The organism is Streptomyces sp. JJ66, assembly GCF_019303495.1.
Classification (GTDB): Bacteria; Actinomycetota; Actinomycetes; order Streptomycetales; family Streptomycetaceae; genus Streptomyces.
In genome coordinates this window covers 61,852-76,147 of record NZ_JAEVFI010000023.1, presented here as the reverse complement: position 1 = coordinate 76,147, position 14,296 = coordinate 61,852, and the positions used below count along the sequence as shown (strand labels likewise).

Here is a 14,296-nt window from a genome sequence, read left to right as displayed (position 1 = left end):
CGGCGTGGAGCGGGCGCTCGCCTCCGTGGTGGAGACCCACCACGACGAGAAGGGCATCGTCTGGCCCGTCGCGGTCGCCCCGTTCGAGGCGGCCGTCGTCGTCCTCGGCACCAAGGACGAGAAGGTGGCCGAAGCCGCCGAAACGCTCTACCGGCAGCTTCAAGGCGAGCGACTCGACGTCCTCCTGGACGACCGCGACGAACGGCCTGGCGTGAAATTCCGGGACGTCGAACTGATCGGCATCCCCTACCGGATCACGGTGGGCGCCCGCGGCCTGGCCGACGGCACGGTGGAGGTCACCACCCGGGCCACGGGCGAGACCCAGTCCGTGCCGATGACCGAGGCAGTGGAACACGTCCGGAAACTGGTCACGGCCGCCGCGTGAGATGCAGCGGCCGTCTGCTGCGCATCCGGTGAAACGCCTCGGTGAGGAGCGTCTCCGGGTAGCAGCGAAGGATCTTCGCGACGCTGCGCGCCTGGGTCTCGTAATGACCCATAGCGCGCAGCTTCGCCTCCAGGCTGTCGCCCACCGGCATCTGTACGGTTGCAGGCAGCCGCAACTTCTCAACCTGGCTCGGTGCAAGGAAGCCGGGACGGTCCCCCTCGGTGTAGGGCGCCGTGCTCGTCACCAGCAACACGTCTGGGGTGACGCCGTACCGTTCGAGTGCGGTGAGGGCGATGTGGTGTGCGGCGCGGTGGTCTGGGTGGCCGTTCAGCCCGTTGGGTGGGAAGGTCACCACACGGCGGGGCGTCCAGCGGCGCAACGCGTCCAGCACAAACGCTGCCCCTTCCGGCTCGTGGTCGGCCAAGCCGCCGTCTGGTAGGTCATGCACTTCCGCGCACTCAACTCCCAGCACCTCGGCGGCGCGCCGTAGTTCCTGCTCACGCACGGCGGGCAGCTCCTCCACGGTGCACATACCGAGCGTCCTGCCCGCCCCACCGCGCGTAAGGGTCACGGTGACGGCGACGCCCCCACTCAGGGCAGCCCGGTGAAGGAGCCCACCACAGTGCAGGCTTTCGTCGTCGGGGTGGGCGACGACAACGAGCAGGTCAGCGGGGGTCATGCCGCGCACTCCGTGACGGCGGTCTCCTCTGTGGCCAGGCGTTCCATGATGTCCCCGTCGCTGATGTTGCCGATCAGCTGCCGCCGATCATTGCCATCCTCGCTCTGCCAGGCGGTGGCTTGCGACTGTTCGGGCGTCCAGATAAGCCCGGCGGAGTCGATCAGCAGGTAGCGATGCTTGCGACCGCTTGTGCTCTTGGCGGCGACCCGGACGTGTCCGGGCGCGGACTCCCGGGCGGTGGTGGCGGCCCGCTCGAAGTCAGCGTCGCTGATGAGGAAGCGCTCGCGGTTCCGGTGGCCCAGTGGTCCGATCGGCATGAACTGGAAGAGCTGCCACTCCCGGATAGCGGTGTACCTGCGGAGCAGCTTGGCGATGGCCGCGATGTCCTCGGTGTTGCCGGCGTGCACGACTGTGTTGACGCAGAGGCGGGCGCCGACCCCGTCCAGGAGGGAGAGGACCGCCAGTTGAGAGGCGACGGTCGCATGACGGCGAAACTGCTCTTGTACGGCGTCCGTGCTGCCGTCGAGAGGTATGCCGATCAGATCCGTAACGGCGGCCACGTGGTCGGCCGGTACGTGCTCGGCCGTTCCAGTGCCCATGAAACGGATTCGGGCCGCGCCTAGGAAGGCGGTGCCCACCGTGTCCAGGTAAATCCTGAGGCCCAGGCTGTGCAGGCCCCGGAGAAGCCGGACGATGTCCGGCCGGGTGAGTGGGTCACCGCCCCCGACCGTGATCTTCTCCAGGGCGAACCGCTCGCGTAAGGCGGCGGCGAAGCGCACTACCTGAGAGGTGTCGAGGACCGTGCGGCCGAAGTAGTTGTAGCAGCCCGGGCAGGCCACGAAGCAACTCTTGCCCGCGCTGAGAATGACGCTGCGCATGATGCCTCACATGGGTTGCGGGAGAGAGATACGAAGTTGCGCGCTGGCTGGATCAGCCGTGTGTGGCCGTTCGGTAGGCGGCTGCATAGCCGTCCGCCATCCGTCGGATCGAGAACTCGGAAGTCACGTGTCGGCGGCAGGAGGCGCGGTCGATCGTCGGGAAGCGACGGATGGCCGCAGCCAGCTCTTGAACACTGTCGGCCAGGAGGCCGGTGACGCCGTCCCGGATGAGCTCGGCAGCTGCGCCGGTGCGCAAGGACATCACCGGGGTTCCGCAAGCCATCGACTCGATGGGGACCATGCCGAATGGCTCAGGGACGAGCGAGGTCATGAGCGTGGCGGCTGCGCTGGAGAGCAGGGCCGTCTTGCCAGGAAAGTCGAGTTCTCCCAGGAAAGACACGTGTTCTCCGTCCACATGCGGCCGGACCTGTCGCTCGAAGTAGTCCTGGTCAACCGGCTTGATCCGACCCGCAATCTTCAGCGGAAACCCTGCGAGTCGCGCCGCCTCAATCGCGGCATGGACACCCTTCTCGGGCCTGATTCTGCCGAGGAAGGCCAGGTACGGGCTCCGGCCGCTCGGCTCCGCGTCGAAGGGGAACGCCTCCACAGCGATTCCGTGGCGAACCGTGTCGAGGTAGTTGAGTTCTGGCAGCCGGGACCGCTGATCATCACTGATCGCCACGTACCGCTCGGCAGCGAAGCGGCGGAAGAGCTGCGCGTTGTCCTCGTTGAAGAAGCAGTGCACGGTGTGCACCACGGGCGTACCCAGGCCATGCAGGGTTGGGATGGCCAGACACCCGGTGTTGGAGTGCACGTGCGAGTGAATGACGTCGAACTCTTCTGCCCGGTCACGTACTTCGAGCAACTGCATCATGCGGTAGATCTCAGGTTCGCGGATACGCGGGTCCGCGTACAACGCCGCCGCACTGACGCTGTGGAGGCTGCCTGCCACTTCGGAGTCACCGGAGGCGAATACCGTGACGTCGTGCCCATCAAGTACCTGAATCGCAGCGAGTTCCGCGACCAAGCTCTCGACAGCTCCGTAGCCTCTGGGCGGAACGCTCTCCCATAAGGGGGCCACGTGTGCGATACGCATGCTGGGGCTCCTTCCGAAACATACACAACGCGCCTGCTGAGCGAATCGGTTGGGATGGATGGCGTGGACCCAAACAGGTCTGGGCGCAGGTGTAGAACCTGCGCCGTCAGACGGTTGTGCCCTCACGCAGGTGGGGAACCTCGGCGAGGAAGCCGCGCACCTCGTCCGCGCACCTGCGAATCGCGCTTTCGTTGGAGGCGAAAGGGAAGAGGGTGAGGTACTGGGCGATGTTCGACTCGTAGATCCTGGGGTTGATGTCGTGCGCCGCCATGGTGTCCGGCCACAGGGGGAGCATCCACACGTGGAAGTGCGGCCGGTCGATCTTCTCCTCCTGGTACGTCTGCACCGCAGCCAGGCCCAGGCGCTCGCGCATGGCCCGGCGTACGAAGTGCGTCACCCGGCCGATCCGCTCCACCAGTGGCAGATCCATTTCGTCCAGAGCGCCGATGTGCGGACGGACGGCGACGACCATGAACCCGGGCACGGCCCACTCGGCGTCCTGCCTGACGGTGATGACGCCGTCGTCGAAGACGGGGGCAAGGATGTCAGGTAAGTCGTTTTCGGCCTGGTTCATGAAGCAGCCCCGGCAGGTCTTCTCAGGGACGAAGCGGCTGGGGCCGCCGAGAAAACTGAGCTGCCGGTAGCCGGGTGGCGGGTCGGGTGGGAAGGGTGTCAGGGCGACATCGGGCACGGTGTCTCCAATCGATCGATGCGTGGAGGCGCAGCTGTCTACGGGATGGTGGCGATCGACGCGCGGAACGCTCTTTCAGGCGCTACGAGGACGGCATGTTCGTACCGGCGCAAGGTCACCGCCCATGATCTCGTTCCGCAAGTCCGCAGCGATGCGCTCGTGGAGCGGACGCTTGTCCACGGCACCTTCCTCGGGGCTGGGCACGTCAGTCGGTCCTCCTCATCTCGTAGCGAAGCCACTGCGGCGGCGGGGAATTCGGATCGGTCGGGTGGGAACGGACGGCTACCACTCCTGGTGACATGCGTCGGTGGGGCGTGGAAGCCTGGGGCCTCGGGCCGCTCCGGCAGTTCGCGCAAACGAAGCCCGCGCCGTTTACGCGGCAGGAGCTGAGTTCTTCTGCCCGCGCGGAGGAGGGCTACCGGTCAGGTGGTGTCGCGGTGCGGGGCGTAGTAGTCGGTGAGCATCTCCCCCGGCCAGGAGGGCTGGCGCTGCGGACCGCGCGGACCCATCTCGGCGAACCAGGGCTTGATGTCCAGTACCGGAGTTCCGTCTACCGCGTCCAGGTCCTCCACATGCAGGTCGAGTCCGTCCACCGTGATCAGACGGCAGCGGGAGACCCCGAGCCAGTTCAGTCGGCGCATGTTGCGGTGCCCAAAGGTTCCCACCTCGGGCCAGGCCGGATGGTCACGCGGGCGCCGCGCGCCCAGGTGCAGGTCGGCCGGATCGGTGAGGTGGAAGCGGAAGACGACTTCAAGGTGCGAGAAGTCGGCCAGCCCCTTCGTCGCGTCAGCCGTGTACCGGGGATCGTCGATCCGGATGATGGCCCGCGTACCGCCCCAGTAGTCGTCAGTAGGCTCCCTGCGCCCTCCGACAACGTGGGCCAACGCTTCAACGGTGTACGTCTCGCGGCTCATAGCTTGCTCCGATGTTCGACGTTGTGGTCCGGTCACTGTGCACTTGCCAGGTGCAAGGCCGCTCGCCCGTCAAGTTCCTGCGCTAGGCGAACGCCGCGTCCCCGGTAGGGAGACAGCGTGCGGCGCATGTCCACCACGACCTGGCGGGTCCTGCCCGAACGCACTCCCTCCATCGCGTCGAGCGCGCGGTGCCAGGTCACGCACGCTTCTTCCACGTTTCCCTGCCGGGCCTGCACATCGCCGAGGTAGCCGAGGGTTACTGCATGTGTTCGCGTGAACGTCGCCGCTTTCCGCGTACGAACGCTGCGACGAAACTGCTTCTCGGCGCCTTCCAGGTCGCCGAGGTCCCGTAGCGCACAAGCGGTCTGATGCGCGAGTGAGGCTTCGCCAAAGAAGAAGACTCGCGCGGGCTCTTCGTCGCCTGGGCATGCGGCAGCCAAGTCGTCCTCCGCGCGCAGCAGGGTAGCGACGGCGGCGGCCCGGTCCCCGCACACGACCTGTGCCCGTGCGTGGACGATTCCCAGCAGAGAGCGTTCCCGGGGACTTGCGTGGGCATACCGGTCGCCATCCACCGACGCAGTGGCCAGGTGGCGGGCCTGGCGGGGGTGACCCAGATCAACGGCTTGGTGGGCGAGCGCCCGGAGAATGTGTCCTGCTAGCGGACCGTCAGATGATTCAGCGGCAAACTTCACGCCAAGTGTCAGGTAACGCTGGGCTATCCCATGCTGGCCGTTGTCGAAGGCCATCCAACCTGCGAGATATGCCAGTTCACCGGCGGCCGAGTACATCCCGCGGCGCACACTTTCGTTGACAAACGTGCCGTGAAGATATCTGGCAACGTCTGTTGCCAGATATCCCACCACGGCGCTGCGGCCGTGTCCGCCTCCTCGTCGCTGATCCACGCGCGAGAGCAGCTGAATCATCTCCCGGGCGGCGTCCAACTCTCCGCGTCCGACGCGTCGCGGCGTCGCGTCAGCCGAGCGTGGCAGCTCCGCTTGCTTTTGCCACCACGCCAGCCCAGGGAGTGCGAGACTGGCGACTGAGTAGGTCGCGCTCTCCAAGAGGTGCCTGCGATCCACGTCAGCGTCCGCCCTTCCCAGTTCGGCCAGGGCGGCCAGCGTATCCACCTCCCAGAGTGGAGCCGTGCTCACTGCGTGCAGGGCATCAGATCCAAACCCGAGATCAGCGAGAACAACCGAACGATTCAGGCGACGTGAGAAGACCTCACAGAGCACTCGCGGTGCTGCTCCGGACGGCTTGGTCCCTCTGACCCAGTGAGACACGTGTGAGCGCCCCACCCCTATGAGATCAGACATGTTGTTCTCGCGGGCGACACGCACGACGGCGGTAGCAAGTTGCGCGTGTGACCAGCCAGCCTCAGCCAGGCGAGCCTCAAGTTTGTCGTTGCGGCCGGGCATTGGCGCCACAGCGCGACTCCCTTCACCTGATGATCTTTCACCGCTTTCACCACGTCGGCACGGTGACTCCGGTACCCACACGCAGTCATGCGGTGTTCGCTAAGCGTATCCACTCCCACGCTGCGTGGGAGGTGAACTAGACGAGGGCGGACCGGAGAAGCGAAATGGACGACTGTCAGGAATGCGCACAGTGGCGGCGGGCTGAGGAGGAGGCGAGAGGGCGGGGGGATTACTCGCGGGCGGTGGACTGTCGGGTGTTGCGGCGGCGGCACGTGGCCGAGTGCCCGGATGCGCGGAGGGGGCAGACGTCCGGTGGGGGGAGGGGGGCTCGGTGAGCGGGGAGTTGACTCGCGTGGGGTCGGTCGGCCGCACAGGGGAGGAACCGGAGGGGTGTGCCTGGGAGCTGGACGTGACGGCGCGGGGCATCGCCTGGTGGCGGAGGCAGGCTGCGGAGGCCGTGCGAGCGTTGGGTGGGGATGCGGAGGCCGTTGGGGTGGTGCGGCTCGGGGTGTCGGAGCTGTTGAGCAATGTCGTGCGGCATGTGGCTGACGCGCGGTGTCGTGTCGAGGTGGAGGGGAGTGGCACCGATGTGGTGGTGACCGTCTACGACCGGTCGCCGCTGCCGCCGGTGGTCAGCGAGCCGGATTGGGACGCCGAGCGCGGGCGGGGGCTGTGGCTGCTGCGGGAGATGGTCACCGGGTTCGGCTACACCCGGGTCGGGGGCGGTAAGGCCGTGTGGTTCCGGTGTCCGCTGGGCGCCGGGAGGCTGCGGTGAGGGGCGGGCGCGTCGTGCGGACGATCCGGGCGCGGATCGTGGCCCACCGTGACCTCCGGCTGGACCGTAGCGGGGAGTTGGCGTTGCGCCCGGGGCCGGGGGGCGACGTGCCCGGGCGGGGGCGGCACGCGCCGGGGCCGGGCGGAGCTGGGTGGTGAGGCGGGCCGTGTTCCGCTACCTGGTGTGGGTGAGCGAGCCGGACCGGGAGCCGGACGCCGCGCCCCTCACCCACCGCATGGCGTGCGACGTGTGTGGCGCCACCTCGCCTACCGGTGTGGACTTCGGCGCCGTACAGGACTGGCAGCTCCGCCACGCCGGGGCCAACCCGAGCCACCACACGTACACGGAAACGCTCACCCGCCCCTGGCGCGCGTGGCCCAGGGGACCGGCGTAGAGCCATGCAGCACACCCATGGCGACCGCAGGGTCAGGGTCGCACCGCGTTGCCGCGCGCTCCGGCGGACGGCGGCGACGCGACACACCAGTCCGCGACACACCAGTAAGGACATCGCCCCGGTGACGGGCGGCACGCAAGGAGAGGAGTCAGGTATGGGCTGGGGCACGGGTAAGGGCGGCAGCGGGGGTGGCGGGAAGCACGCGGGTGGGAAGGACCCGGGAACGGCGAAGCCGTCGTCGGACACCAAGGGGCCCAAGGGCGAGCCGAAGCACAAGGGGAAGTAGACGCCAGGTGAGGGCTATCGACAACGGAGCCGCTGAGTGGGCCGCCGCGCGTGGGTTGCTCAGCGAGCTGACCGCCGCACTCGGGCGGCCGCCTGCGGCGGAGTGGGAGGCGGCGTTCCACGGGGTGCCCCGGCACGCGTTCCTGCCCGACACGGTGTGGCTCGGTGAGGAGTTGACGCCGTGTGACCGGCGCGAGGCTCCGGAGGCGTGGCTGCGGGCCGCCTACGCGGACGCTCCCGTCGTCACGCAGGTCAACGACGGCAAGGAACCCGGGCCGCACGGGGAAAGGTGGGCGTCAAGTTCCGCGTCGGCGCCGGAGATCGTGTTCCGGATGCTGGAGATGCTGGCGCTGGAGGGCGGGGAACGGGTGCTGGAGGTCGGCACGGGGACCGGGTGGAACGCCGGTTTGCTGGCGCACCGGCTGGGTCCCTCGCTCGTTACCTCCGTGGAGGTGGACGCGGGCCTTGCCGCACGGGCGCGGGCCTGTCTGCACTCCGTCGGGGTGAGCCCACGGGTCGTCACCGGTGACGGCGCTGAGGTGGTGGACGGGCCGCTGGACCGGATCGTGGCCACCTGCTCGGTGCGGCGGGTGCCGGGCCGCTGGGTGCGCGGCGTGCGCCCCGGTGGCGTCGTCCTCGTGCCCTGGGAGACGCCGTGGCTCTGCTTCGGACTCCTGCGGCTCACCGCACACGCGGACGGCTCCGCGTCCGGCCGCTTCCACCCGTACGCGGCGTTCATGCTCATGCGGAGTCAGCGGACCGACCTGCGCGTCTTTAGGGACGTGGTGCGCGACGCCCACCGGCCCGAGGAGTCCACGACGGGCCTGTCGCCGTGGGCGGTGACGCGGGAGGACTGGGCGGCGCGGTTCGCCCTCGGGCTCCAGCTCCCGGACGTGTGGTGGGCCTGGCACCACGAGCCGGACGTGGCGGGCGTGGCGTCGCGGCTGTGGGTGGCGACCACGGACGCCGCGTCCTGGGCCGCCGTCGATGACGACGGAACGGCGGGGCCGGCCCGGTTCACCGTCTGGCAGCACGGCCCGCGCCGGCTGTGGCGCGAGGTGGAAGCGGCCTGGCGGTGGTGGAAGGATGCGGGACGTCCCGGCCCCGGAGACTTCGGGATGAGCGTCACCCCCGACGGCCGCCACACCCCCTGGCTGGGCGAGCCCCAACACCGCGTTCCCCGGCGCGGATGACGGGACGCCGTACGACGAGGCGGCCTCCACCCCACCGACGCGAGGAAGCACCAATGCACGACGAACCGCTGAAGGACTGGGCGCACCGCCGGGACCAGAGGATCGGCCGGCTCCGCGCCGTGCCCGTGGTCTCCGCCACAGGGCCGCGAGGCGCGCACGTGAGCCCGGCCGCGCCGCGCGTGATCGAGCGGTGGAACGGCTACACCTGGGAACTCCACACGCTCGCCGCCAGCCTCACCGAGGCGCAGGCGATCCTCTACCCGGACGCCGACGAAGCCCAGGCCGAGGCCGACCTAGCCGCCCAGCCCCTGCGCCCCGGCCGGGGCAAGCACCGCAAACCCCCAGCCCCCGGGCCAGACCGCGACTGACCACCGCTTCAGCCCCGCGCGTCGGAGGTGCCGACGCCGCCAAGCACTCCGGCGGCGACCTCGGTGCCGTGTTCGTGGTGGTCGGCCGGCACGGTTCGTGGTGGTCGGTCGGCGGCACGCTGGACGGGTGCCGCCGCCGGGCGCGTCACTGCCCCGGCGGGCGTTAGGCGCTGGGTTCGGTGGGGGCGGGGGCCTCGGGCTCGGGGGGCGCGTCGTGCAGGGGCATCGCGTCGGCCCTGGTTTCGTCGATGACCGGTTTCGGGGGCTTGGGGGGCTTGGGCATGACCGCTGCCTCGGAGTGGCCGCCGCAGCCGTAGCCGAAGGAGACGACGTGGCCGTCGGCCGGGGCGTACTCGTTGGCGCAGACACCGAACGCCTGCTTCAGCGAACCGGCGAGGGGGACGAGGAAGCCGCACGTCTGGCAGGAGGCGGGGGCGGCCTGGGCCATCGGGGTGCGCGGGCCGAAGTGGTCCTCCCAGCGCTCGGCGGCCAGGTGCAGTCCGTGGCGGGACAGGACGCGGGCGCGGCCCATGCCCAGCTCGTCGGCGAAGGAGACGATCTCGGCGGGGCGGGGGACGGTGGGGTCGTCGTCGGTGACGGCGGAGTTCGGCGGCGGCGTGTCCTCGCCGGAGAAGCCGGGTTCCAGCCGTGGGTCGTCGGACTCGGTGGGCAGCAGGTCGCCGGTGCCGAGGTCGCCGGGGCGCAGGCGCTCGCTCCAGGGCAGCCACTGCGGGGCGAGGACGGCGTCGGGGCCGGGCAGCAGCACCGTCTCGTCGAGGGTGACGACGCGGGCGCGGGAGGCGCGGGCGACGGTGACGGCCCAGCGCCAGCCCCGGTAGCCGGGCTCCTGGCACTCGAAGAGGTGGGTGACGACCCGGTCGGCGTCGGCGACGGCGCCCAGGTAATCGCCGACGGTGCCGGGGCGGGCGGCCTCCACCGCGGCGTCCCGGGCGAGCTCCACTGCCTCGGCGCACAGCCGGTCTGGGGTACGGCTTCGCATCGCAGCACTCACAACAATCGTCTCTTCCTTGGCAGGGCACGCCTGCGCGCACGACAGGAGCCGGGCGTGCACCGTGGGGAACGGAGCGGACCGGTGGACCGCTGCGACGTCCCACGCGGGCGACGCGCCAAAGGACAATGCCGTACGGGGCGCACTGTGCTCCCACGCTACCCCACGGCCGTGTCGCGCCCACCCTGCCCCGCCCCACCTCAGCTCCCGTTCAACGCCTGTTTCCTGGGGCACACTGACGAGGTGACTGACGAGGCGACTGACGAGGTGGGGGACGCGAGGCTCACCGACACCCGGCCCTACGGTGGCGGCTGGCGCGGCGGAGTCGGCTCCGGCAGGACACGCGGCGCGGGGGCAACCGGCGTCCCGGACGGCGTAGGTACTCCAAGCGGTGTAGGTATCCCGGATGGCGCAGGTGCGCCGGACCGCGCAGGTGCGCCGGACCGCGTGGGTGGGCCGGACGGCGCCGGGGGCGCGGGGAGCAGGCGGCCACGGCGCGGTGGCGTGCTCGGGCGGGTCGCACGCGGGATGGGGCGGGCCGTGCACCGGCCGCCGGCCGCGCTGGGCCGGGGCATCCGCAAGGCCACGCACGCGCAGGGCGCGGGTGAGTCGGGGCTCGGCAAGCTCGCCGAGCTGCACATGATCAACTCGGCGGGCGACATGCTCATCACCGTCGCGCTGGCCTCCACCGTCTTCTTCTCCGTCCCCACCGGTGAGGCGCGCGGCCGGGTGGCGCTGTACCTGGCGGTGACGCTGGCGCCGTTCATCCTGCTCGCGCCCATCATCGGCCCGCTGCTGGACCGTATCCCGCACGGGCGCCGCGCGGCGATGGCCGGGGCGATGCTGGCCCGCGCGCTGCTGGCGCTGGCGCTGTCCGGCGCGGTGGCCGGCGGCGGTCTGGAGCTGTATCCGGCGGCGCTGGGCGTGCTGGTGGCGTCCAAGGCGTACAACATCGTGCGCTCGGCGGTGGTGCCACGGCTGTTGCCGCCGCGTGTCTCGCTGGTCAAGGCGCACTCGCGGGTGACGCTGGCGGGGCTGCTGGCCACCGGCGCGGCGGCCCCGGTGGGGGCGGGCCTGCACCAGCTCGGGCCGCAGTGGCCGCTGTACGGGGCGTTCGCAATGTTCATCGTCGGCCTGTTCCTGGCGTTCACGCTGCCGCACCACGTGGACTCGGCGAAGGGTGAGCACAAGGCGCGGCTGGCGGCGGCCGGGGGTGAGCCGGAGCCGTGGGTGGTCAAGCACAGCCCCGGGCACGAGGAGCGCGCGGCGCGGCGGCCGGGGCTGCGCACGGTCGGCGCCTCGGTGCTGAACGCGCTGATCGCGAACTCGGCGGTGCGCGGGCTGTCGGGCTTCCTCACCTTCTTCCTGGCGTTCTTGCTGCGCGAGCATCCGCTCGGCGGGTTCGACGCGGCGGTCTCGCTCGGCCTGGTGGCGGTGGCGGCGGGCGGGGGCAACGCGCTGGGCACGACGCTCGGGGCGTGGCTGAAGGCGCGCGGCCCCGAGGTGATCATCGCCGCCGTGCTGGTGCTGGCGCTGGCCGCGACGGTGGTGGCCGCCGTGCGCTACGAGACGGCGACGGTGACGGCGGTGGCCGCGTGCGCGGGCGTCTGCCAGGCGCTGGCGAAGCTGTCGCTGGACGCGCTGATCCAGCGCGACGTGCCCGAGGAGGTGCGCACTTCCGCCTTCGCGCGGTCCGAGACGCTGGTGCAGATGTCCTGGGTGGCCGGGGGCGCGGTGGGCCTGGTGCTGCCGCTGGTGGGGACGCTGGGCATGGCCGTCGGCGCGGGCGTGGTCGCCGTCGGGGCGGTACTGACGCTGCGCGGGCTGCTGGCGTCCGCCCGGCGCGGGACGCCGCATGCCCGCGTGGCCTGAGGCGTAACCCGCCGCGCCCCGTGCCACGGCACGCCGCACCCCCGCGTCGCCCGGGCGGGCCGGGGCGATAGCCTGCCCACCATGACCAGCATGCTCTCCCGGGGCCGTCACACCCGGACCGCCGTGACCGCGGGCGCCGCCTGCCTCGCGCTCGTCGCGCTGTCCGCGTGTGAGAAGCCGACTCCCATGACGACGCTGACCGTCGGCTCGGACAGCGTTCACACCGAGGCCGCCTGTTACAACGACGGCAAGAAGCTCGGCGACGAGGACCTCGGCCGGTGCCTTCAGGAAGGCGGCGGCGAGGTTCCGACGATCACCGTTGACCAGGGCTCGACCCTGGGCATGGGCGTGGAGCCGGAGACCGCTGAGCGCGGCTGGCAGGTGTGGCTGGAGGGCCAGCAGCCGATCCTGGACTTCAAGGACTCCACCTACGAGACCATCGAGATCCGCCCCCTGCTCAACGCCCTCGGGCAGATGACGGGAGAGCCGCCGGAGGAGCTGAACCTGGCGATCGTCGAGGCCGGGTCGATCAACGACCCGCAGGCGGGCAGCTACGGCGTCTGGCAGTACAAGCTGAAGGTGAAGTAAGCGCCGCGTGCCGGTTCTGGTCGTCACCGCCGTTCCGCCGGAGCGGGACGCGGTGACCCGCGCGTCCGGGGCGCCCGCCGAGCTGGTGGAGCTGCCCGGACGCGGTGAGCTGCACCGGGTGCGGCTGGGCGGTCACCGGCCGGACGGCGGCGGATCGGGCCGCAGCGGATCGGACGGCGGCGGATCGCGCCGCAGCGGATCGGGCGGCGGCGCGCCGGAGAGCCGTGGGCTGGACGTGCTGGCCGCTGGTGTGGGCCCGGCGGCGGCCGCGGCCGGGACCGCCGTGGCGCTGACCGCCGCCGAACTGGCGGGCCTGCCCTACCGTGCGGTGGTCTCCGCCGGGATCGGCGGCGGCTTCGGCGTCCCGCTGGGCCGCGCGGTGGTCGCGTCCGCGATCGTCGCCGCCGACCTGGGCGTGCGGACGGCCGACGGCTTCCTCTCGGTGACACGGCTGGGTTTCGGCACCGACGCGCACCGTCCGCCCGCCGATGCCGCGCGGGCGCTGGCGGAGGCGACCGGCGGCGCGCTCGGGCCGGTGCTGACGCTGTCCACCGTCACCGGCACCGCCGTGGGCGCCGCCGAGCTGGTCCGGCGTCACCCGGGCGCCGTCGCCGAGGCGATGGAGGGTTTCGGGGTGGCGGAGGCCGCCGCCGGGTACGGCGTCCCGGCGTTCGAGCTGCGCACGATCTCCAACGCCGTCGGCCCGCGCGACCGCGACGCCTGGCGTGTCCCGGAGGCACTGGCCGCGCTGACGGAGGCGTTCCGCGCCGCGACACCCGTACTGGAGGGTCTGGGATGAGCACCCCGAGAACGCCGCGTACGCCGAGGCCACCGAGGCCGCCGAGAACACAGCACACCGCGCCGCCGCTGGCGATCGCCTACTCGCCGTGCCCCAACGACACGTTCGTCTTCCACGCCTGGGCGCACGGCCTGGTGCCCGGTGCGCCGCCGCTTGACGTGACGTTCGCCGACATCGACGTCACCAACGGACTCGCCGAGCGCGGCGCCGACTGCCCGTACGACGTCCTGAAGGTCTCTTACGCCCAGCTCCCCTACGTGCTGGATGAGTTCGCGCTGCTGCCCTGCGGGGGGGCGCTGGGGCGGGGCTGCGGCCCGCTGGTGCTGACCCGGGAGCCGGGCCAGGCGGCGTCGCTGAGCGGGCGGACGGTCGCGGTGCCCAGCGAGCGCTCCACCGCGTACCTGTTGTTCCGGCTGTGGGCCGCCGAGGCGGTGCCCGGCGGCGTGGGCGAAATCGTGGTGCTGCCGTTCCACGCGATCATGCCCGCCGTGCGCGACGGCACGGTGGACGCGGGCCTGGTCATCCACGAGGCGCGCTTCACCTACCCCGCGTACGGGCTGCACCAGCTCGCCGACCTGGGCGAGCACTGGGAGCGCACCACCGGCCTGCCCATCCCGCTCGGCGCCATCATCGCCCGCCGCTCGCTGGGCGCGGCGCGGCTGGCGGAACTGGCGGACGCGGCCCGGGCCTCGGTGCGGATGGCCTGGGACGATCCGGCCGCCTCCCGCGCGTACGTGCTGGAGCACGCGCAGGAGATGGACCCGGCCGTCGCTGACCAGCACATCGGGCTGTACGTCAACGAGTTCACCGCCGACCTGGGCGACGCCGGGTACGCGGCCGTCCGGGGACTGCTGACGCGGGCGGCGGCCGAGGGGCTCGTCCCGGCGCTGCCGCCCGGCGCGCTGCGGCTGCCGGAGTAGCGGTCGGCGGCCGGGCAGACGGCCCGGGCCTT

The 14,296-nt window shown here is 71.3% G+C and carries 16 protein-coding genes and 1 pseudogene; 9 read left to right on the top strand and 8 right to left on the bottom strand.

Features of this window, described 5'->3' with window-relative positions; translation table 11 throughout:
* On the top strand, positions 1 to 385 hold a 385-nt coding region (locus JJV70_RS16990), incomplete at its 5' end, for a His/Gly/Thr/Pro-type tRNA ligase C-terminal domain-containing protein (RefSeq protein ID WP_257574082.1).
* On the opposite strand, the gene JJV70_RS16985 is transcribed toward JJV70_RS16990, so the two are convergent.
* From JJV70_RS16985 to JJV70_RS16960, 7 genes and pseudogenes are all read right to left on the bottom strand, one after another.
* Entirely contained in the window at positions 369 to 1,064 is a 696-nt protein-coding gene (locus JJV70_RS16985) for a PIG-L deacetylase family protein (RefSeq protein WP_219048838.1), read from the bottom strand. The genes JJV70_RS16990 and JJV70_RS16985 overlap by 17 nt on opposite strands.
* Positions 1,061 to 1,942, bottom strand: a complete 882-nt coding sequence (locus tag JJV70_RS16980; RefSeq protein WP_219048837.1) for a radical SAM protein — start codon at positions 1,940 to 1,942, stop codon at positions 1,061 to 1,063. The genes JJV70_RS16985 and JJV70_RS16980 overlap by 4 nt, the downstream gene beginning before the upstream one ends.
* A 52-nt stretch (positions 1,943 to 1,994) precedes the next feature.
* Positions 1,995 to 3,038: a glycosyltransferase family 4 protein gene (locus JJV70_RS16975; protein ID WP_219048836.1), complete on the bottom strand. Its 1,044-nt coding sequence runs from the start codon at positions 3,036 to 3,038 to the stop codon at positions 1,995 to 1,997.
* 106 nt (positions 3,039 to 3,144) lie between these two features.
* Positions 3,145 to 3,729 carry a hypothetical protein gene (locus JJV70_RS16970; RefSeq protein ID WP_219048835.1) on the bottom strand — a complete coding sequence of 195 codons (585 nt, stop codon included), beginning with the start codon at positions 3,727 to 3,729 and terminating at the stop codon, positions 3,145 to 3,147.
* 105 nt (positions 3,730 to 3,834) lie between these two features.
* Positions 3,835 to 3,933, bottom strand: a pseudogene (locus tag JJV70_RS22875) (GntR family transcriptional regulator); the annotation flags it as partial.
* Between the two features lie 218 nt (positions 3,934 to 4,151).
* Positions 4,152 to 4,643, bottom strand: a complete 492-nt coding sequence (locus JJV70_RS16965) for an SAM-dependent methyltransferase (RefSeq protein ID WP_219048834.1) — start codon at positions 4,641 to 4,643, stop codon at positions 4,152 to 4,154.
* A gap of 32 nt (positions 4,644 to 4,675) precedes the next feature.
* Positions 4,676 to 5,770, bottom strand: a complete 1,095-nt coding sequence (locus tag JJV70_RS16960; protein WP_308294861.1) for a Tat pathway signal protein — start codon at positions 5,768 to 5,770, stop codon at positions 4,676 to 4,678.
* A 571-nt stretch (positions 5,771 to 6,341) separates the two neighbouring features.
* Here JJV70_RS16960 and JJV70_RS16955 point away from each other — a divergent pair.
* From JJV70_RS16955 to JJV70_RS16940, 4 genes are all read left to right on the top strand, one after another.
* The gene (locus tag JJV70_RS16955) at positions 6,342 to 6,836 is read left to right on the top strand and encodes an ATP-binding protein (RefSeq protein ID WP_308294860.1); all 495 of its coding nucleotides are present in this window, start codon (positions 6,342 to 6,344) and stop codon (positions 6,834 to 6,836) included.
* Between the two features lie 154 nt (positions 6,837 to 6,990).
* Positions 6,991 to 7,230, top strand: a complete 240-nt coding sequence (locus tag JJV70_RS16950) for a hypothetical protein (RefSeq protein WP_219048833.1) — start codon at positions 6,991 to 6,993, stop codon at positions 7,228 to 7,230.
* 293 nt (positions 7,231 to 7,523) lie between these two features.
* Positions 7,524 to 8,708 carry a methyltransferase gene (locus JJV70_RS16945; RefSeq protein ID WP_308294859.1) on the top strand — a complete coding sequence of 395 codons (1,185 nt, stop codon included), beginning with the start codon at positions 7,524 to 7,526 and terminating at the stop codon, positions 8,706 to 8,708.
* A gap of 53 nt (positions 8,709 to 8,761) precedes the next feature.
* The gene (locus tag JJV70_RS16940) at positions 8,762 to 9,076 is read left to right on the top strand and encodes a DUF6087 family protein (RefSeq protein ID WP_219048832.1); all 315 of its coding nucleotides are present in this window, start codon (positions 8,762 to 8,764) and stop codon (positions 9,074 to 9,076) included.
* 163 nt (positions 9,077 to 9,239) lie between these two features.
* On the opposite strand, the gene JJV70_RS16935 is transcribed toward JJV70_RS16940, so the two are convergent.
* The gene (locus JJV70_RS16935; RefSeq protein ID WP_219048850.1) at positions 9,240 to 10,076 is read right to left on the bottom strand and encodes a DUF3027 domain-containing protein; all 837 of its coding nucleotides are present in this window, start codon (positions 10,074 to 10,076) and stop codon (positions 9,240 to 9,242) included.
* 537 nt (positions 10,077 to 10,613) lie between these two features.
* Here JJV70_RS16935 and JJV70_RS16930 point away from each other — a divergent pair.
* The 4 genes from JJV70_RS16930 (at position 10,614) to JJV70_RS16915 (ending at position 14,264) form a co-directional block, all read left to right on the top strand.
* Positions 10,614 to 11,957 carry an MFS transporter gene (locus tag JJV70_RS16930; RefSeq protein WP_219048831.1) on the top strand — a complete coding sequence of 448 codons (1,344 nt, stop codon included), beginning with the start codon at positions 10,614 to 10,616 and terminating at the stop codon, positions 11,955 to 11,957.
* An 81-nt stretch (positions 11,958 to 12,038) separates the two neighbouring features.
* The gene (locus JJV70_RS16925; protein ID WP_219048830.1) at positions 12,039 to 12,545 is read left to right on the top strand and encodes a DUF2771 domain-containing protein; all 507 of its coding nucleotides are present in this window, start codon (positions 12,039 to 12,041) and stop codon (positions 12,543 to 12,545) included.
* Positions 12,546 to 12,552: 7 nt separating this feature from the next.
* Positions 12,553 to 13,344 carry a futalosine hydrolase gene (locus JJV70_RS16920; protein ID WP_219048829.1) on the top strand — a complete coding sequence of 264 codons (792 nt, stop codon included), beginning with the start codon at positions 12,553 to 12,555 and terminating at the stop codon, positions 13,342 to 13,344.
* Positions 13,341 to 14,264: a 1,4-dihydroxy-6-naphthoate synthase gene (locus JJV70_RS16915; protein ID WP_219048828.1), complete on the top strand. Its 924-nt coding sequence runs from the start codon at positions 13,341 to 13,343 to the stop codon at positions 14,262 to 14,264. The genes JJV70_RS16920 and JJV70_RS16915 overlap by 4 nt, the downstream gene beginning before the upstream one ends.
* Positions 14,265 to 14,296: the final 32 nt, after the last annotated feature.